Raw genomic sequence first — 18679 nt, forward strand, 5'->3', positions numbered from 1 at the left:
GAGAAACAAAGATGAACTTCGTAAAACTTCAGTTCAGCGATGGTCGTTCCGATGTTGAAGGTATCGATAGCGTCAATGCTGTCTTGCGCAGCGTAGGTGTGCGCGCCAGCACTGTCTCCATTCCCGAAGAAGCCAAGCCAATTCTCAAAGCATCGCTGATTGACGCCATCAGCGAAGAAGATCAAAACAAGCTGCTTTCGATATTCAGTCTCAACCGTGCTGAACTGCTGGAGCAAATACACCTCGCAGGTCGTACTCCTGAGGTGCACCGTGGTGGCTACCTAGGTACCCGCGAGGGAGATACAGCGCCCTATCCAAAAGTTTACGACATGAAGGCCATGACCCCAGAGATGCGGACTTGGGCTCTGAATCGTTATGGTCGTCTTCATGTAAACACTTCGGACAATGGCGCGGGCATTGATGAGGTGATGACGGTGGTATCCGGTGGTGCTTTCACCTGGGTGTTTGTGCTGCCAGATGTCGTCCTTGCGCGTCTGACTGTGCATGAGATCAATCCTGAAGGGCCAGCCGTGCGCCTCAGCTATCCTGGCTTCGGCATGCACGCCGGCTACATGGATCCGCACCAAGGCATAATTGTGGCCTACGCCCATGGCCCGGAAAGCTTCACTATTCGCTTCGATGAACCCAGCGTGCCGCATGCCGAGTTGCTCAATACCAATCCTTGGGTCGACTTCTCGGGTGAGGCGCCTCAACTGTTTTCGAAGGTAAACTGAGTCGTCGAACTTGCTGCCCGCATCGTGAAGAGTGCCCATCTGAAGATTCGAAACTGGGTGGGGCTCACATCAGTGATCCAACAGGAGTGATCGTAATGCGCAGTTTTTCAATTCAACGTATCGACCATGTTGTACTGCGGGTGCAGGACATTGAGCGCAGCCTGGCTTTCTACACATCTGTACTGGGATGTGATGTCAAAAAGCGCCGTGACGACCTTGGTATGATTCATCTGAGCGCAGGGACATCCATGATTGACCTGGTTGATGCTAACGGGCCGATCGGTCGTCAGGGTGGGCAGCCGGCGGGTAAGCAAAGACACAATGTCGATCACTTCTGCCTTCGGGTTGAGCCGTTTGATGAACAGGCCATTCTCCGCAACTTGGCTGCTGCCGGTGTATCCGCTCAAGAGGCCGTGATGCGGTATGGAGCGGAGGGAACAGGTTTGTCGATTTATCTCAACGACCCTGATGATAATCAGATCGAGTTGAAAGGCCCTGCTGTGCAACCCTGATGAAATCAGCCAGGTCGATGAACGTGTGAATAGCGGGAATAGAAAGGATGACAATCGGGCCACACAACACTCAACGCTCCAAGCTGACCGAACAGAACCTTGGAGAAATATTCCGAATTTGTTCTGACAACCCGGTCTACTTCGAGCACATGCGTGAAACCCTTAGTGTGGAAAAGCTTGCAAAGTTACTAACCGCGATCCCTCCCGGAGCAGACCTGGCCCACAAGCAGAACATCGGTTTTCGACAGCAAGGCAGGCTGGTTGGCTATTTGGAGCTGATCGAGTCTTTCCCGGAACGGGATCATATCCTTATAGGCTTCTTCATAATCGAAAAGGCTGCGCAAAGTAGAGGATTGGGGTCTGCAATCATCAAATCGGTGCTTGCAGACTACGCTGCAAGTGGCTTCAAGATTGCCATCTTGAGCCATGCCAGTACTGATGAGAAAGCCAAAGCTTTTTGGTTAAGGAACCGGTTCGTCGCAACAGGCGAGATTGACGACTGCGACGATATCGAATTAATCGTGATGGAGCACAATCTGGCTGCTTCAGCTTGATGTCAGCCTGGTTGAGAACACTCAAAAACGGCTTCCCGTAGCCAGCGGTGTGCGGCATCACCCTCTTTTCTGGCGTGCCAGGCCTGTTGATAGGCGAATCGCGGGATATCAATGGGCGGTTTGAATTGCCGCAGCGATTTATGTTTGCGCATCGGGCCCACTGCGCGGCTGGCAACCGTAAGAATCAGATCGGTGCCCGCAAGTACTTCAACTGCCGCACTCCAGTGCGGCAAAGCCAAGGCAATGTGACGCTTCAAACCTTGAGCGGCCAGCGCCTTCTCGATCTCATCGTTCGCATCAGGACGTAGCGCGAGCATCACATGCGGGCGCGACAACCAATCGTCCAGTGAAAGACCACCCTGCTCTGGCAGCACTTGTTTATCTGCAAGGCTGATGAATCCTTCGAAAAACAGATCTTGAAGCGCAATGGCACCCGGAACCTCGGGAAAGATGCCCAGCGCAAGGTCAAGTTCACCATCCAACAGCTGAGAAATCATCATATCTCGACTGGCTTGGCTGATAGCCAAATCAATACCCGGCGCCTCCTTGCGGATTTTCCGGGTAAGCGGAGGCAGAAGGATCCGCGCCGCGTAGTCCGATAGCGACAATCGAAAACGGCCCTTTGCCGTTGATGGCTCAAATTCCGCAGCGCCCAACAGCGAATTCAGATGGCCCAAGGCATCCTTAAGTGGCTGAGCCAGCGCTTGCGCCCTCGCCGTCAAAACCATCGCCCCGTTGCGCCGTATGAGCAGAGGGTCGTCGAAATGCGCTCTGAGCAAGCTCAGCGCGTGGCTGACTGCCGGCTGGCTTTTATGCAGTCGTACTGACGCTCGCGTGACGTGTTTCTCGGCCAATAACGCATGAAGTGTTACCAGCATATTGAGGTCAATCCTGCGCAGTTCATCCATGGAATGAATACTCGAGTCGCCAGGTAGTGAATTTAATCAAATTAACACATGAACAGACACGTACGCCGAACGTTGAGCGAGCGGATTTCGGTCATCCCGCCGTAGATGTAAATTGAAGACCACCCTGTACCACCTCGGTACTGTAAGAAATCGCCATCCGCGATCGCTCGTCTAAGGCGCGCGAGTGGGTGCAAACCTGGGGGCATAGCGTGAATTTTTCAAGCTGAAAATGACGTCCTAGAGCCTAGTCAAAATGTTCATGCGCACACGTGCATCTGCTAGCGCCCATCGCGAGGTGGCCCAGCAATGGGCCAACCACGTAGACCCGTTGCGGAAAACGCGGTGAAGTGACACATGACTGACCATGTAAGCATCAAAGAAATATCGCGTAACAGATACGCCCTCCTCTAGCCACCGCCCAAACGCAGCCGCACCCCAGTTAATGCGCACGCCTCGCCGATTCATGAGTCCAGCACATAACTCTATAGCAGCACATCGCAAAAACGTTCTGCGACTATCCAGGTCACTCCTGTTGATGAGTACTGGCAATGCAGTAGCGCATAGGGCGAAGACCCGAACCGCCATGCTGCCCGAGACTGAACCGCTGCCGCTAGCTGGGAATAGAACCAATGGACGACGTGATAACAATATCCCGACGCAAATTTCTGATTGTGGGTGCAGTGACGGCAGCGACCGTAGCGCTTCCTCCTTTCATCAGCGTCGAAGCTAGTGCAGCCAACTTGGCGCGCCCTATCAATTCGGCATTGAGGCTCTCGGTGAATGGACAGGTTCACTCGCTGGATGTCGACACCCGCACGACGCTACTCGATGCGTTGCGAGAAAACCTGAAGCTCAGCGGGACCAAAAAGGGTTGTGATCACGGCCAATGTGGTGCCTGCACGGTGATTGCCGACGGTCGACGGATTAACGCGTGCCTGACCCTGGCGGTGATGCATGAGGGGTCGAAGATCACCACGATCGAAGGCCTCGGCACACCGGGCAAATTGCATCCCATGCAAGCGGCGTTCGTCAAACACGATGGCTACCAGTGCGGCTATTGCACACCGGGGCAGATCTGTTCGGCGGTGGCGGTATTGGCTGAGATTCGCCAGGGGATTCCCAGCCATGCCAGCGCCAGCCTGGTCGACAGGCCGCAATTGATCGCCAGCGAATTCCAGGAACGCATGAGCGGCAACATCTGCCGGTGCGGCGCCTACTCCAACATCATTCAAGCAATCACCGAAGTCGCGGAGGTCAACGCATGAGGCCCTTCACTTACCTACGTGCCAAATCCCCGGCGGAAGCCGCTGCGTTGGCGGCGCAAGTCAACGGCTCACGGTTTATCGCGGGTGGTACCAACCTGCTGGACTTAATGAAGCTGGAGATCGAAACGCCGACCCACCTGATCGACGTCAACGGGCTCGACCTGGACCGCATCGACGCCACGCCCGAAGGCGGTTTGAGGATTGGCGCGCTGGTGCGCAATACCGACCTGGCCGCCGATATACGCATCCGAAAAGACTACGGGATATTATCCCGCGCGCTGCTGGCAGGCGCTTCCGGCCAGCTACGCAATGTCGCGACCACCGCCGGTAACCTGCTGCAACGGACCCGCTGCCCTTACTTTTATGACACTTATCAAGCGTGTAACAAGCGACTGCCTGGCAGCGGTTGTGCGGCCATCGGCGGTTTCAGTCGGCAGTCAGCAATCATCGGCGTCAGCGACGCCTGCATTGCTACTCACCCCAGCGACATGGCCATCGCCATGCGCGTACTTGACGCGCAGATCGAAACCGTCCGGCCTGACGGCACGACACGGCTCATCACCATGGCAAATTTCCATCGCCTTTCTGGCAATACGCCGAATATTGAAACCACGCTATTGGCTAACGAGCTAATCACCGCCGTCACCCTGCCCCCGCCCCTGGGCGGCACACACATCTACCAGAAAGTCAGGGACCGTTCTTCCTACGCATTCGCGTTGATTTCGGTGGGCGCGGTCATTCACCAAGACGGCAACGGTCGTGTCGCACTGGGCGGCGTTGCGCATAAGCCTTGGCGTGTGGAAGCCGCCGAGTCGGCGATGCCCGAAGGCGCCAAAGCGGTGACCAAAGGCTTACTCGCCGGTGCCACTCCCACTCATGAAAACGCGTTCAAGGTGACGCTGGTCGAGCGTACGCTCGCTGCGGTGATCGCGCGGGCGAGGGCTCAAGCATGAAATTTGATACCCCCGCCACAACCAACCCCATCGACCAAATGAACGTGGTCGGCAAGCCCACCGCGCGGATCGAGGGCCCTTTGAAAGTCTGCGGCGTGGCACCTTATGCCTACGAACACCACGATGCAGTGGCAAACCAGGCTTATGGTTATGTGATCGGCTCCGCCATTGCCAAGGGGCGCATCGCATCGATGGACCTGACAGACGCTGAATCCGCTCCCGGGGTCATAGCGATTGTCACCGCGGCCAATTCGGGAAAGCTCGGTAAAGGCAAGTTCAATACCGCGAATCTGCTCGCTGGCCCTGCTATCCAGCATTACCACCAAGCCGTGGCCATGGTGGTAGCGGATACGTTTGAGCAGGCACGCTGCGCCGCGCAATGGGTGAAGATTACCTACCAACGCAGCGAAGGTGCCTACGACTTGGCCAGTGTTCGCGATTCAGGGGTTGAAATTAAAGCGCAATTGGCCGACAGCCGTTACGGCGACTTTGAGGGGGCGTTCGATGCTGCCGCAGTCAAGCTGGACGCCACCTACACCACGCCCGATCAGGCTCATGCCATGATGGAGCCCTTCGCGTCGATGGCCAGCTGGAAAGGTGACCAGGTGACCGTCTGGACCTCCAACCAGATGATTGACTGGTCGGTGACCGATCTGGCGACCACGCTCGGTATTCCCAAACATAACGTACGCCTGATTTCGCCGTACATCGGCGGCGGCTTCGGCGGCAAGTTGTTCATCCGCTCCGACGCCGTCCTGGCCGCACTGGGTTCAAGGCTGTGTGGCCGGCCAGTCAAGGTCGCGCTCACACGGCCGCTGATGATCAACAACTCCACCCACCGACCGGCAACCATTCAGCGCATTCGGATCGGCGCTACCCGCGAGGGCAAGATCACTGCCATGGGCCACGAAGGCTGGTCAGGCGATTTGCCCGGTGGCAAAGTCGAGCGGGCCGCGCAACCCAGCCAACTGCTCTACGCGGGCGCCAATCGCTTGGTCAGCGCCCGCCTGTCGGTCCTCGATTTGCCAGAAGGCAATGCCATGCGTGCACCCGGTGAAACCCCAGGGCTGATGGCTCTGGAAATCGCCATGGACGAAATGGCCGAGAAGCTCAGCCTCGACCCAGTGCAGTTTCGCATCCTCAATGACACACAGGTCGATCCGAGCAAACCCGAGCGGCGTTTCTCCCAACGACAATTGGTCGAATGCTTACAAACCGGCGCCGAGCGGTTCGGCTGGGACCAGCGCCACCGGCAACCTGGCGCACAACGCGACGGCCACCTGTTGATCGGTATGGGAGTTGGCGTGGCCTTTCGCAGCAACCAATTAGTCAAGTCCGGGGCGCGAGTCCGGCTTGATAGCCAGGGCGTGGTCACCGTGGAAACCGACATGACCGATATCGGCACGGGCAGTTATACGATCATTGCCCAGACCGCCGCCGAGATGATGGGGGTGTCTCTGGACAAAGTACGGGTGCGACTTGGCGATTCAAGTTTTCCTGTTTCAGCCGGTTCCGGTGGCCAGTTCGGCGCCAACTGCTCAACCGCTGGTGTGTATGCCGCCTGCGTGAAACTGCGCGAAGCGGTCGCCGAGCGCCTGGGGCTGAATGCGCAGGACGCGGTATTCACTGACGGTGAAGTGCACGCAGACGGTAAGCGCGTGCCCCTGCGCAACGCAGCCCAATCGGGCGAGTTGGTTGCCGAGGATTCCATCGAGTTCGGCGATCTGAACAAGCAGTTTGTGCAATCGACCTTCGGCGCGCACTTCGTCGAAGTCGCCGTCGACAGCGCCACGGGTGAGGTACGAGTCAGGCGGATGCTGGCAGTCTGCGCGGCAGGACGCATCCTTAACCCGACCTCAGCCCGAAGCCAGGTAATCGGCGCCATGACCATGGGCGTCGGTGCGGCCCTGATGGAAGAACTGGCGGTGGACAAGCGCCAGGGCTTTTTCGTGAATCACGACTTGGCAGGTTACGAGGTGCCTGTACACGCGGACATCCCGCATCAAGAGGTGATTTTTCTGGATGAGCCCGATGCGTACTCCTCGCCGATGAAGGCCAAGGGTGTGGGTGAGCTAGGGTTATGTGGCGTGAGCGCGGCGATTGCGAACGCCGTTTACAACGCCACTGGCGTGCGTGTTCGGGAATACCCGATCACCCTGGACAAATTGCTCGACCAATTACCGCCGATGCTTTGACCGACGCTTACCGGGACTGCCACCGCAGCCATGGCTCAGGACCTTACCTGAGCCATGCGTGGTTATTCGGTCACCAAAGGGCCAGCGTTGTATTGCTCGTCGGTCACGTGTTCCATCCACTCGACGTTCTTGCCGTCGAGCATTTCTGTGACCGCGAAGTGCGACATCGCCGTGGTAGCTGCCGCGCCGTGCCAATGCCGTTTGCCACACGCACAGGCAATAATATCGCCTGCACGGATTTCAGTTCGCGGGCCACCTTCACACTGCGTCCAGCCAACGCCGGACAGTACGATGAGCGTCTGCCCAAGCGGATGCGTATGCCACGCCGTGCGTGCAGACGGCTCAAATGTCACGATGGCGCCCCCCGTGCGCGCCGGCTCCTGCATCTGAAACAGGCTGTCAATTCGCACCGCCCCGGTAAACCAGTCTTCAGGGCCTTTGATGGACGGCTTGGTGCCGTTACGAATAATGGTCTGGTGTTGTGTAGTCATGAGTATTTGTCCTTTCAAAGCTGAGGGTTCGAACGCTGGAAGCTGTGCCGTCAACGTCGAGCTGGCGCCTCGACATCCGAGTACGCCAGAACGGTATCCGGCAACCGCTGCCCGTGAATTTCAATGGCTGCAACCGAGCGGTTCAGCTCGACCACTTCGGCAGGCGTGAAGCTCACGGTATCTGCACCGATATTTTCCAGCAGATGGGGCATTTGGGTCGTACCGGGAATCGGAACGATCCAGGCCTTTTGGGCCAGCAGCCATGCCAGCGCGATTTGAACGGGCGTTGCTTGCTTGCGCTGGGCCCAGTGATTGAGCAAATCAACCAGAGCCAAATTGTGCTGCAGGTGTTCCGGGGCAAAACGACCCTCACTTTTACGGATATCACCTTCAGCAAATCGCGTTTTGCCGTCGATAGCGCCGGTCAGAAATCCAACACCAACAGGGCTCCACGGAACGAAGCCAATACCCAGTGCTTCACAGCTGGCGAGTACCTTGTTCTCAGGGCCACGCCACAGCATTGAATACTCGCTCTGAACGGCGGTCAGCGGTAGCTCGGCATGTGCGCGATGCAACGTATTGAGCCCCATCTCGCAGAGCCCCCAGTGGAGCACCTTGCCCTGCGCGATTAATTCTTTAATAGCGCCAGCCACGTCCTCGATAGGCACTTGTGGATCTACTCGATGCTGGTAGAGCAAATCGATACGGTCAGTGCGCAAGCGCTTCAACATGCCTTCGACGGCTTTGTGGATATGCTCTGGACGGCTGTTGCCCAAAGTGCGAATTTTCATCATGTTTCTCCAGATGGCTTAATTGAGCTACCCGGCAAGACAAAGGCCAGTGAGGGTCACAGCAACGCGCGGCGCTCAAGCAGGAAGCTTTGCCTTGCTGAGCCATGAGCTGACCTGCTCCATGGTTTTGCGCTCTTGATCAGCCTGCATGGCGAAGCCTTCCAGCAAACGAGCATTGCGCGCATGACTCGCGAGCACAGTCAGGCTGTCGCCCAGGCCGTACCCTCCATGCGTGATGAAGGGGATCAGGGTTTTTCCGGACAAGTCATGGGACGCTAAAAAAGCGCGAATGATGGGCGGCGCGGTTCCACCCCAGACAGGAAAGCCTAAAAACACCGTGTGGTAGGCACCGATGTCATGCACCTTGGCCGCCAATACCGGCTCGAAATCGCGATCCCGTTCCTGGCGTGCCTGCTCGACAGTTGCAAGGTATTCGTCCGGGTAGGCGTTCGCCGGCATGATCTGAAACAGCTGCGCCCGTGCTGCGCGCTGAATAAGCCCCGCGACCACCCGGGTGTTTCCGGAGCGAGAGAAATACGCCACCAGGACAGACGAGTCCGAACGCTGTTGCTCAGTACCCTCAGAAATACCGGCAGCCCCCAAAAGTGGCAGGCTCGCCAAGGCCGCCATGATCTTGCGACGTTGAGGATCATGTGATGAGTGCATATACCCTCCCCTGTTCAACGGCCAATGTACGTACGCGCGCAAGCCCGCACTAGACCGAATAAATCGCAAGGCCTTATGAATTTTTCTCATATATCGGCGCCAACGCTAATCGAAGGCATCCAGACAGTTCTTCTAATTCAACTTTAATCGTTACAATCCTCGAATACTTATGTGATGGGCTCACCAATGCTTCGCGAAAACGCCAACGACCTGCTCGCTTTCCTAGCGGTAGCGCGAGAACGAAGCTTCACCAAGGCAGCCGCCAAACTTGGTGTCTCCCAATCGGCACTCAGTCACACCATCCGCAGCCTGGAAGCACGCTTGGGCCTTCGCCTGCTAACGCGCACCACACGTAGCGTCTCACCGACCGAGGCCGGCGAACGACTGATGCAGAAGGTCGGGCCGCACTTCGAGGAGATCGAAATCGAATTGGCTGGGCTCAGTGATTTGCGTGATACGCCTGCCGGCAATATCCGCATCAACGCGATGGACCATGCATTGGAAATGGTCCTGCGCCCGGTGCTCAAAAAATTCCTGCCCCAGTACCCGGACATCTCGGTAGAGGTCTGCTGCGACTACAGCTTCGTCGACATCGCCGCCCAAGGCTTCGATGCGGGCGTACGTCTGGGTGAGGACGTGGCGCAAGGCATGATCGCGACCCGCATCGGCCCGGACATGCGCATGTCGGTGGTCGGTTCACCGGCCTACTTTGCGCACCGTTCGGCCCCCCAGACACCCCGCGACCTGACCGAACACCAATGCAATAACTTGCGCTTACCAACCAACGGTGGGCTGTACGCCTGGGAGTTCGCAAAAGACGGCCAAAGCCTGAATGCCAGGGTCACAGGCCAAGTGACTTACAACGGTGTTTATCAACTGTTAGAGGCGGCACTTGACGGCTTCGGCCTTAGTTACATTCCTCACAACATCGTCGCGGCGCACGTGGAAGCAGGCCGCTTGATTCACGTGCTGGAAGACTGGTCACCGATTTTTTCCGGATTCCACCTGTACTACCCCAGTCGGCGCCAGGCCTCTCCAGCGTTTGCTCTGCTGTTGGACGCACTGCGCTATAAAAATTGAGCATCCAGACCGACAGTACTCAAAGAATACGCTTCGGACCCCAGAACGCTTTGGTTAATAACGAATTGCCGGGGAAGGTAAACCAGATACCTGCGCATCACTACGCCGTGGGCGTCAATGCCTGACCAGCGTTTTGAGTGGCCCAGTCGCGTACGGCGTGGGCGAACAGGCGCAACGCTATCGGTGGATGACGGTTTGCCGGGTAATACAGACAAAGCCCCGAATAGACAGGGCTCCACTCTGGCAAGAGGTGTAACAACCTGCCGGCGTTCAAATGCTCTACGACCTGAGCTTCAGGCACCCACGCAACCCCCACTCCGGCCAGCGCGGCTTCAATCATCAAGTTGATGTTGTCGAAGGTTATCTGGCCCTCGACGTCCAGGCTCACGCTTTGCAGCGCGTGTTTGAAATCCCAGCGAAACAACGCGCCACTGGTAAAACGAAAACGCAGGCAACTGTGAGTCTTGAGATCTTGCGGCGTTTGCGGCACCGCGTGCCGTTCAAGATAGGCCGGCGAGGCAACCGCTGCGAAGCGCATGTCCGGCCCGAAACGTACGGCGATCATGTCACGTGGCACGTCGTCAAACAGTCGAATGCCAGCGTCAAAACCATCCCCGACGATGTCCTGCAATTTGCTGTCCACCACAAACTCGATGTTGATGTGCGGGTAGCGCAACACAAAGTCGGGGACGACATGACGAATCAACGGGCGAATAGCTGATTCCGAGGCGCTGATGCGTAGCGAGCCTGATGGAGTGGTTCGCGCCGAGGTGACCTCGTTGACCACGTTGGCCAAGTCCCTGAGTAATGGCCGAACGCCTTGCAGTAACTGCTCGCCGGCTTCGGTCAGGGCCACCGAACGCGTGGTGCGATTGAACAGGCGCATCTCCAGGCGGGCTTCAAGGTTACGAATCGAATGACTCAGCGCCGAAGGTGATACCCCAAGAACCCGCGCGGCCCCGCTAAAGCTTTGAAGTTCGGCGATGGCGATAAAAGCTGACAGTTCAGGCATGTCCACTCGACTCATTCGTGAATTTCCTTCATATACCCATTAACAATTATCAGTATTGTTGAGGATATCACAGCAATATAAGGTGTGTTTGAACCTATCGAAGGAGACATAGAATGCAAAAGCGCCTGTTAGGCAACAGTGGACTGGAAGTTTCGGCCATCGGCTTGGGCTGTATGGGCTTGAACTTCGTCTATGGTCCCGCGATGGATAAAGCCGCCGCCATACAACTGCTGCGCGGCGCCTTTGAGCGTGGCGTAACCTTCTTTGACAGCGCAGAGGCGTACGGGCCTTTCACCAACGAAGCGTTGTTGGGCGAAGCCCTGGCGCCGTTTCGTGACCAGGTCGTGATTGCCACCAAGTTCGGTTTCAAGAACGGTGAAGTACCGCTCGGAATGGACAGCCGCCCGGAAAACATCCGCGCCGTCGCCGAAGCTTCGCTCAAGCGCCTGAAGACGGACCGCATCGACCTCTTCTACCAACACCGTATCGACCCGAACGTGCCTATCGAGGACGTCGCCGGCACGGTCAAAGAGCTGATAGCCGAAGGCAAGGTCAAACACTTCGGCATGTCTGAAGCCGGGGTCGAGTCGATCCGCCGCGCCCACGCCGTACAACCGCTAGCAGCCCTGCAGAGCGAGTATTCGCTGTGGTGGCGTGAGCCAGAGAAAGAAATCCTGCCACTGCTGGAAGAGCTGGGCATTGGCTTCGTGCCGTTCAGCCCGCTGGGCAAAGGGTTCCTGACCGGCGCCATCGATGCCAGCACCACGTTCAACAAAGACGATTTCCGTAACCAGGTGCCGCGTTTTTCTGAAGAGAACCGCAGGGCCAACGCACAACTGGTCGAGGTACTGGGCAGCATCGCCAGCGGTAAAGAGGCGACCCGCGCACAAATCGCGATTGCCTGGCTGCTGGCTCAAAAGCCATGGATCGTGCCAATTCCGGGCACCACAAAACTCAGCCGCCTGGAAGAAAACAACGGCGCGGCCGCCATCGAGTTGAGTGCCGCCGATCTGCAAGCGATTGAATCCGCACTCAAGCTGATTGAAGTGGTGGGTGACCGCTACCCAGCACACCTGCAGAAAAACGTTGGTCGCTGATTGAGCCCACTGGCAACCGCCAGAGTCTGTCGACGCCAGCGATCCTCAGCCCCCTGACGGCGTTTGCGTCGATCTCCACGGACCTGTATCTGCAGGCACTGCCCGCCATGGCCAGTACCCAAATCAGATTGATCCAGCGTTAACGCCCCCAGGAGGTTTCGACATGAAAAATCATCAAGAAGTGACTGTTGTGATCGGCGCCGGCTCCATCGGCCAAGCTATTGCACGCCGTGTCAGCGCGGGCAAGCATGTGGTGCTGGCGGATCTGCGACAGGAAAATGCAGAGGCCGCCGCCAAGGTCTTGCTTGATGCAGGCTTCGAAGTCACCACCGCGACGGTCGATGTGTCATCGCGCGAGTCGGTAGAGGCACTGGCTCAGACTGCCACGGCTATCGGAGCGATCACTGGTGTGATTAACGCAGCGGGCGTTTCGCCCTCTCAAGCGCCAGTCGCGACCATTCTTCGGGTCGACCTTTACGGCACCGCGCTGGTACTTGAGGTGTTCGGCGAGGTCATCGCCAGGGGCGGTTCCGGCATCATCATCGCCTCGCAGTCCGGCCACCGTTTGCCCGCGCTGAGTGCCGAGCAGAACCAGGCGCTGGCGACCACGCCGGTCGAAGAGTTGCTGGCGCTGCCGATGCTGCAACCCGATCAAGTCACCGATCCGCTCAATGCCTACCAGATCTCCAAACGCTGCAATTCATTGCGGGTGATGGCAGAAGCCGTGCGCTGGGGCAAACGCGGCGCACGCGTGAATACCATCAGCCCCGGCATCATCTTCACGCCGCTGGCACGGGATGAACTGAGCGGCCCGCGCGGTGAGGGCTACCGCCGGATGATCGAGTTGAGCCCCGCCGGGCGTGGCGGTACACCTGACGAAGTGGGCGCGGTGGCGGCGCTGCTGATGGGGCCTGAAGGCACCTTCATCACCGGCAGCGATTTCCTCATGGATGGCGGGGTGACTGCGTCTTACTGGTTTGGTGACTTGGCGCCCTGATTACGCGTAATCACGCCAGCATGCGGAACACTCATTAGTGAGGGCTACTCATGACTCCATCCCGTTTACCCCTCTTAATCACAACAGACTGATTGCTTAGCATAGTGCGTTACTTCGCGAGCCCAGGGTTGTCAGCAAACAGCCTGCTCGCGTGCTCCTCCCTCCCCTGTTTTTACTGAGGACTATCAATGAAGACCGTAGGTTACGCCGCACTGTCCGCCGAATCGCCGATGGCGCCATTCGTGTTCAACCGTCGCGCTCTGCGCCCCAACGATGTGGCGATGGAGGTGCTCTACTGTGGCGTTTGCCACTCAGACCTGCACACCGCGCGCAACGACTGGGGCTGGACGGTCTACCCGGCTTTACCGGGTCACGAAATCGTTGGCCGGGTCACCGCAGTCGGCGCTGACGTTACCCGCTACGCAGTCGGGGACATGGTTGCGGTAGGTTGCATGGTCGACAGCTGCATGACCTGTGATCAGTGTCGCAAGGGTGAGGAGCAGTTGTGTCGAGAAGGCAACACCAACACCTATAACAGTCAGGACCGGGTGACCAAAGAAATCACTTACGGCGGCTACTCGAAAAACCTGGTGGTGCGCGAGGAGTTCGTGCTGCGCGTGCCGCAGACACTGGACCTGGCAAAAGTCGCACCGCTGCTGTGCGCCGGCATCACCACCTACTCTCCCCTGCGCACCTGGAACGTCGTTGCCGGCAGCCGGGTTGGCGTGATCGGCCTCGGCGGACTCGGGCACATGGCAGTCAAACTCGCGCATGGCATGGGTGCAAAGGTCACGGTTCTCAGCCGCTCAGCCGACAAAAAAGCCGATGCATTGGCGCTGGGCGCCGACCATTTCCTGTTGTCCACCGACAACGAGGCAATGACCAATGCACAGTCGAGCTTTGACTTGATCATCGACACCATTCCGGTCAAACACAGCGTCGACCCTTACGTTTCGCTGCTGGATGTCGACAGTACGCTGGTACTGGTGGGCCAGGTCGGGCCCCTGGCCGAACACAACTCGGTCCCAATGCTGCTGGGGCGCCGGCGTATTGCCGGTTCGCCTATCGGCGGAATCGCAGAGACACAGGAAATGCTCGACTTTTGCGCCGAGAAAAACATCCTGCCGGACTGCGAGATGATTCGCATGGACGAAATCAACCACGCCTTCGAGCGCATGGAACGCGCCGATGTGCGCTATCGCTTCGTTATCGATATGGCGTCGCTCTCGGCGGAGTCAAACCCATGAAACTGATCGCCACGACCCTTGCCAGCGTATTCTTCTCGGCGCTGATCAGCGCAGAAGAAGGTCAATCAAAACCTGACCCGAAGCCCTCGCCCGACGTGCTTGAAGTCACGCCGCAACTGTATGCCTACACCACCGATCTGCTGTTTGGCGAAGTCTGGAAGCGCCCGGCGCTGGTGCCCCGTGACCGCAGCCTGGTCACCTTGGCGGCATTGCTCGCCAGCGGGCAGACCGCACAGATGACCGGCCATATAAAATTGGCGCTGGATAACGGCGTCAAGCCCAGCGAGATCACCGGTCTGATCACTCACCTGGCGTTTTACAGCGGCTGGCCGAACGCGATGTCTGCGGTGGGTGTGGCCAAACAGGTGTTTGCCGAACGCGGCCTGGACCCCGAGCAGATCACACCGCCACCGACCGCACCATTGAGTCTGGACGAGGCAAGCGAGGGCAAACGCCGAGCGCTCGTTCAAGCATCGGTTGGCGCCACCGCGCCGGATCTTGCGCGCTATACCAACGACGTATTGTTTGGCGACCTCTGGCTGCGCACCGATCTTGCGCCACGCGATCGTAGCCTGATCACCGTTGCTGCGTTGATCAGCCAGAACCAGGCGGCGCAACTGACCTTTCACCTCAACCGCGCGATGGACAGTGGCCTGACGCGCGAACAAGCGGCGGAAGTCGTGACCCACCTGGCGTTCTACGTCGGTTGGCCAAAAGCGATGTCGGCCGTGCCGGTACTCAAAGAGGTGTTTGCTTCGCATAGTAATGGCTAACGCGAGACAGCTACGAATGGACAGTGAACCGCCGAGGCGACCTGTCCATTACTCACCCGCTTTCAGGCCAAGCGTTAGTTCATCCAAGTGCTCAAAAGACGCACGTCGAATGTGTCAGGAAAACGACTGGCACGTGAAGCCCACCGGCTCGATGGCAGTACTGGAGAGTGGCGTGGTAGATCCTGACTGATGGGGCTAGTTCGAAAGTTCTCGTCGAACGATATCTGCACCCGCGCTTAAAGCATTGAGTTTGCCTCTTGCGACACGACGAGGTAACGGCGCCATGCCGCAGTTGGTGCACGGATAGAGTTTGTCGGCATCGACAAACTGCAGGGCTTTGCGCAGGGTATTGGCGACTTCCTCGGGAGTTTCAATAACATGGCTGGCCACATCAATCGCCCCGACCATTACTTTTTTGCCGCGAATCAGTTCGATCAAGTCCATGGGCACATGCGAGTTGTGACATTCCAGCGAAACGATGTCGATGCTGGACTTTTGCAGTTTGGGGAACGCCGCTTCATATTGGCGCCACTCTGAGCCCAGGGTCTTTTTCCAATCCGTATTGGCCTTGATGCCATAGCCGTAGCAAATATGCACAGCCGTTTCACATTTAAGCCCTTCGATGGCCCGTTCCAGCGTGGCAACGCCCCACTCATTCACCTCATCAAAGAACACGTTAAAGGCAGGTTCATCGAATTGAATAATATCAACGCCCGCCGCCTCCAGCTCTCGGGCTTCCTGGTTGAGAATCTTGGCAAACTCCCAGGCCAACTTCTCGCGACTTTTATAATGACTGTCGTACAGCGTGTCGATCATCGTCATCGGGCCCGGCAGTGCCCATTTTATTGGCTGGTTGGTTTGCTGACGTAAAAACTTGGCGTCTTCAACAAACACGGGCTTTGGGCGCGTTACCGCCCCCACGACGGTCGGTACGCTGGCATCATAACGATCGCGAATTCTAACGGTCTCGCGTTTCTCAAAATCAACGCCGTCAAGGTGTTCTATAAACGTCGTCACAAAGTGTTGGCGGGTTTGTTCACCATCGCTGACGATATCAATGCCGGCGTTTTGTTGTTCTTGCAACGCCAAACGCAGGGCATCTTGCTTGCCTTCAATCAACGCCTCATCTTGCAACTTCCAGGGTGACCACAGTGTCTCCGGCTGCGCCAGCCAGGAGGGTTTTGGCAAGCTGCCGGCCGTTGAAGTGGGTAATAATTTTTTCATGATCAATAACCTTGTACTTTTAAGACGTCAAAGAGCGTAACTAGCCGACCACTGTTCAAGAACGGACTGGTAGGGTTTGATAAAGTTCTCTTCGACAAAGATGCCCTGCTCAATCGCCAATCGGCTGCGTTCTTCCCGATCATAAACAATCAACGTCAGTGAATAATCCTGGTTCTTCAAGCTTGGCTGATAGGATTTCCCCGCCGCCGAATTCGCATTGTAGATCTCGGGTCGGTAGATTTTCTGGAACGTGTCCATCGTACTGATGGTGCTGATCAGCTCAAAATTCGTGTAATCGTTCAGCAAGTCACCGGCAAAATAAAAGGCCAACGGTGCAACACTGTTGGCAGGCATGAAATAGCGAACCTTCAAGCCCATTTTGCTGAAATACTCGTCGGTCAAGGAGTATTCATCCTGCTGGTATTCAATGCCCAATACCGGATGCTGGTTTTCGGTCCGGTGATAAGTCCTGCTACTGGAAACACTCAGGCAAATGACCGGAGGTTTATTGAAGTTATTTTTGTAAGCGCTGGAGTTCACGAAACTCTTGAAGAGTTTGCCATGCAACTCGCCAAACCTGGCCGGCGTGCTAAACCCGGACTGATCCTTGTTGTGCCCCAACAACAGCACACTGAAATCATAATCGCGCACATAAGAAGAAAAATTATTGCCGACCATACCTTCAAAGCGTTCGTTGGTTTGCCGATCGACGATATTGGTTTTCAATATTTCAATCAGGGGAATGGCATTGCCGCTGCCTTCAGCACTCAGGTCCATCTCAACGGAAATAATTTCAAGCTCGACCGCGTAGCGATCACCTTTAGGGTTATCCCAATGCGCCAAGGCGTTGAACCGGTTATCAATCATCCTTAAGGTATTGCGCAAATTCTCCTGGCGGCTCTCGCCCCTGGCCAAATTGGCAAAGTTGGTGGTGATGCGCGTATTTTCGGAAGGGTGATAGTTTTCGTCGAAACTAATGCTTTTGAGAGTAAATGCAAATTCGTTATTCATTGTGCTTTGGCGCCCTGACTACTGCGATAAACCTGAAGTGGCTGATTATTTATTCAGGCTTCTTTTCATCGATAGCATTTATATGCTCTGTGATTAAGACGTAGTTTAAGCTGAGCTATTGATTGAGCGACAATGAATTGATTTCACCAAATCGTTAGCCCTCTTCATGATGTAGTTTCGTGTGAACTCGCTAACGCCCTGCCCCAATCTGCTGGTTCAACAACGCCGGCAACTGCTCGCGCAGGCACTCCACCCAGGTCCGCACCTTGGCATCCAGGAATCGCCGCGACGGGTACACCGCAAAGATATTGCGCTCGCGCAGGCGGTAGCCCGGCAGCAAGCGCACCAGCGAACCGTCCTGCAGCGCCGGGTGCGCGCTGAAAAACGGCAACAGGCTGATGCCCATGCCTTCCTGTGTCGCCTTCACCATGGCGTCGGCGACGTTGGTGCGAAAGGTGCTGCCCGGCGCAATCACAATGTCGCCTGCCTCGTCATGGAACAGCCACTCATCCTCCTGAAAGTCCTGCAGATGCAAGCGTCGGTGTTGCAACAACTGCTGTGGGTGTTCGGGCACGCCGTGCCTTGCCAGGTAGCCTGGCGATGCGCAAGGCACGCTGAAGAGTTGGCCGATCGTCTGGCTGACCAGCGCCGAATCCGGCAACGCGTGGGCGATGGAAATCACCACGTCATGCCCTTCTTCAAGGGGGTCGGGGTTGTGCTGGGCAAGGCTCAGTTCCACCGACACTTGCGGGTAGCGCTCGCAGTAGCGCGCGATCAGCGGGGTAATGAGTACGCCCAGCCCGCTCATGCAGTGCACCCGCAGACGCCCGCGCGGGCTGAGGTGAGCCCCGCTGGCTTCGGCACTCGCGTCCCGCACATCGTCAAGGATGCCGCGGCAGCGCAGTAGAAACCGTTCCCCGGTTTCGGTGAGGTGCAAGCGCCGGGTGGTGCGTTGCAGCAGGCGCGTTTGCAGGTGTTGTTCCAGTTCGGCGACCAGCCGCGAGACCTGCGCGCCGGACAGCTTCAACACGTCCGCCGCCGCAACAAAACTGCCGCTGTCGACAACCTGGGCAAACACCCGCATTCCGTTAAGCAGGTCCATCGGCATTGTTCCTTGATTGCTACGTGATACGTACGAGTCATTTACCGCTTTCCGGCTTTAACCCGGC

The 18679-nt window shown here is 57.2% G+C and carries 18 protein-coding genes and 1 pseudogene; 11 read left to right on the forward strand and 8 right to left on the reverse strand.

The window, feature by feature from the left end; translation table 11 throughout:
• Positions 1–11: 11 nt before the first annotated feature.
• From AC0IYH_RS01455 to AC0IYH_RS01465, 3 genes are all read left to right on the forward strand, one after another.
• Positions 12–734: a hypothetical protein gene (locus AC0IYH_RS01455; protein WP_471832765.1), complete on the forward strand. Its 723-nt coding sequence runs from the start codon at positions 12–14 to the stop codon at positions 732–734.
• A gap of 95 nt (positions 735–829) precedes the next feature.
• Positions 830–1246, forward strand: coding sequence for a VOC family protein (locus AC0IYH_RS01460; protein ID WP_122772185.1), 417 nt, complete (start codon positions 830–832; stop codon positions 1244–1246).
• A 47-nt stretch (positions 1247–1293) separates the two neighbouring features.
• Positions 1294–1800: a GNAT family N-acetyltransferase gene (locus AC0IYH_RS01465; protein WP_122772186.1), complete on the forward strand. Its 507-nt coding sequence runs from the start codon at positions 1294–1296 to the stop codon at positions 1798–1800.
• A 2-nt stretch (positions 1801–1802) separates the two neighbouring features.
• Here the strand turns inward: AC0IYH_RS01465 and AC0IYH_RS01470 are convergent, their stop codons facing one another.
• Entirely contained in the window at positions 1803–2708 is a 906-nt protein-coding gene (locus AC0IYH_RS01470) for a LysR family transcriptional regulator (protein WP_122772187.1), read from the reverse strand.
• 641 nt (positions 2709–3349) lie between these two features.
• Between AC0IYH_RS01470 and paoA the strand changes: the two genes are divergently transcribed.
• Genes paoA through paoC form a run of 3 tightly spaced genes read left to right on the forward strand, consistent with a single transcriptional unit; the run spans position 3350 to position 7121 of the window.
• Entirely contained in the window at positions 3350–3973 is a 624-nt protein-coding gene (paoA, locus tag AC0IYH_RS01475) for an aldehyde dehydrogenase iron-sulfur subunit PaoA (RefSeq protein WP_471832849.1), read from the forward strand.
• A complete protein-coding gene (locus tag AC0IYH_RS01480) occupies positions 3970–4926 on the forward strand; it encodes an FAD binding domain-containing protein (RefSeq protein WP_471832766.1) in 957 nt (318 codons plus the stop codon). Before paoA ends, AC0IYH_RS01480 begins: the two co-directional genes overlap by 4 nt.
• On the forward strand, positions 4923–7121 hold the full coding sequence (gene paoC, locus AC0IYH_RS01485) for an aldehyde oxidoreductase molybdenum-binding subunit PaoC (protein ID WP_471832767.1): 2199 nt from the start codon (positions 4923–4925) through the stop codon (positions 7119–7121). The genes AC0IYH_RS01480 and paoC overlap by 4 nt, the downstream gene beginning before the upstream one ends.
• Before the next feature lie 62 nt (positions 7122–7183).
• On the opposite strand, the gene AC0IYH_RS01490 is transcribed toward paoC, so the two are convergent.
• The 3 genes and pseudogenes from AC0IYH_RS01490 to AC0IYH_RS01500 form a co-directional block, all read right to left on the reverse strand.
• Complete coding sequence (locus AC0IYH_RS01490; RefSeq protein WP_471832768.1) at positions 7184–7612, reverse strand: (R)-mandelonitrile lyase; 429 nt, start codon at positions 7610–7612, stop codon at positions 7184–7186.
• 50 nt (positions 7613–7662) lie between these two features.
• Positions 7663–8382: pseudogene (locus AC0IYH_RS01495) on the reverse strand (aldo/keto reductase); the annotation flags it as partial.
• Positions 8383–8478: 96 nt separating this feature from the next.
• Positions 8479–9069: a flavodoxin gene (locus AC0IYH_RS01500; protein WP_471832769.1), complete on the reverse strand. Its 591-nt coding sequence runs from the start codon at positions 9067–9069 to the stop codon at positions 8479–8481.
• Positions 9070–9255: 186 nt separating this feature from the next.
• Here AC0IYH_RS01500 and AC0IYH_RS01505 point away from each other — a divergent pair, with 186 nt between their 5' ends.
• Positions 9256–10149 carry a LysR family transcriptional regulator gene (locus AC0IYH_RS01505; RefSeq protein ID WP_471832770.1) on the forward strand — a complete coding sequence of 298 codons (894 nt, stop codon included), beginning with the start codon at positions 9256–9258 and terminating at the stop codon, positions 10147–10149.
• A gap of 100 nt (positions 10150–10249) precedes the next feature.
• On the opposite strand, the gene AC0IYH_RS01510 is transcribed toward AC0IYH_RS01505, so the two are convergent.
• The gene (locus tag AC0IYH_RS01510) at positions 10250–11176 is read right to left on the reverse strand and encodes a LysR family transcriptional regulator (RefSeq protein WP_471832771.1); all 927 of its coding nucleotides are present in this window, start codon (positions 11174–11176) and stop codon (positions 10250–10252) included.
• Between the two features lie 98 nt (positions 11177–11274).
• On the opposite strand from AC0IYH_RS01510, the gene AC0IYH_RS01515 reads away from it, so the two are divergent.
• The 4 genes from AC0IYH_RS01515 to AC0IYH_RS01530 all read left to right on the forward strand — a co-directional run bounded on the left by AC0IYH_RS01515 (position 11275) and on the right by AC0IYH_RS01530 (position 15275).
• Positions 11275–12258: an aldo/keto reductase gene (locus AC0IYH_RS01515; RefSeq protein ID WP_471832772.1), complete on the forward strand. Its 984-nt coding sequence runs from the start codon at positions 11275–11277 to the stop codon at positions 12256–12258.
• Positions 12259–12421: 163 nt separating this feature from the next.
• Positions 12422–13255, forward strand: coding sequence for an SDR family oxidoreductase (locus AC0IYH_RS01520; protein WP_471832773.1), 834 nt, complete (start codon positions 12422–12424; stop codon positions 13253–13255).
• Positions 13256–13443: 188 nt separating this feature from the next.
• Entirely contained in the window at positions 13444–14502 is a 1059-nt protein-coding gene (locus AC0IYH_RS01525) for an NAD(P)-dependent alcohol dehydrogenase (protein WP_471832774.1), read from the forward strand.
• A complete protein-coding gene (locus AC0IYH_RS01530) occupies positions 14499–15275 on the forward strand; it encodes a carboxymuconolactone decarboxylase family protein (RefSeq protein WP_471832775.1) in 777 nt (258 codons plus the stop codon). Before AC0IYH_RS01525 ends, AC0IYH_RS01530 begins: the two co-directional genes overlap by 4 nt.
• Positions 15276–15470: 195 nt before the next feature.
• Here AC0IYH_RS01530 and AC0IYH_RS01535 read toward each other — a convergent pair whose 3' ends face one another.
• The 3 genes from AC0IYH_RS01535 to AC0IYH_RS01545 all read right to left on the reverse strand — a co-directional run bounded on the left by AC0IYH_RS01535 (position 15471) and on the right by AC0IYH_RS01545 (position 18612).
• The gene (locus AC0IYH_RS01535) at positions 15471–16499 is read right to left on the reverse strand and encodes a methionine synthase (protein WP_471832776.1); all 1029 of its coding nucleotides are present in this window, start codon (positions 16497–16499) and stop codon (positions 15471–15473) included.
• A gap of 27 nt (positions 16500–16526) precedes the next feature.
• Positions 16527–17510, reverse strand: coding sequence for a DUF1852 domain-containing protein (locus AC0IYH_RS01540; protein WP_471832777.1), 984 nt, complete (start codon positions 17508–17510; stop codon positions 16527–16529).
• Positions 17511–17700: 190 nt separating this feature from the next.
• Entirely contained in the window at positions 17701–18612 is a 912-nt protein-coding gene (locus tag AC0IYH_RS01545; protein WP_122772200.1) for a LysR family transcriptional regulator, read from the reverse strand.
• Between the last annotated feature and the right edge of the window lie 67 nt (positions 18613–18679).

The sequence above is a fragment of the Pseudomonas sp. AC463 genome, assembly GCF_979253585.1.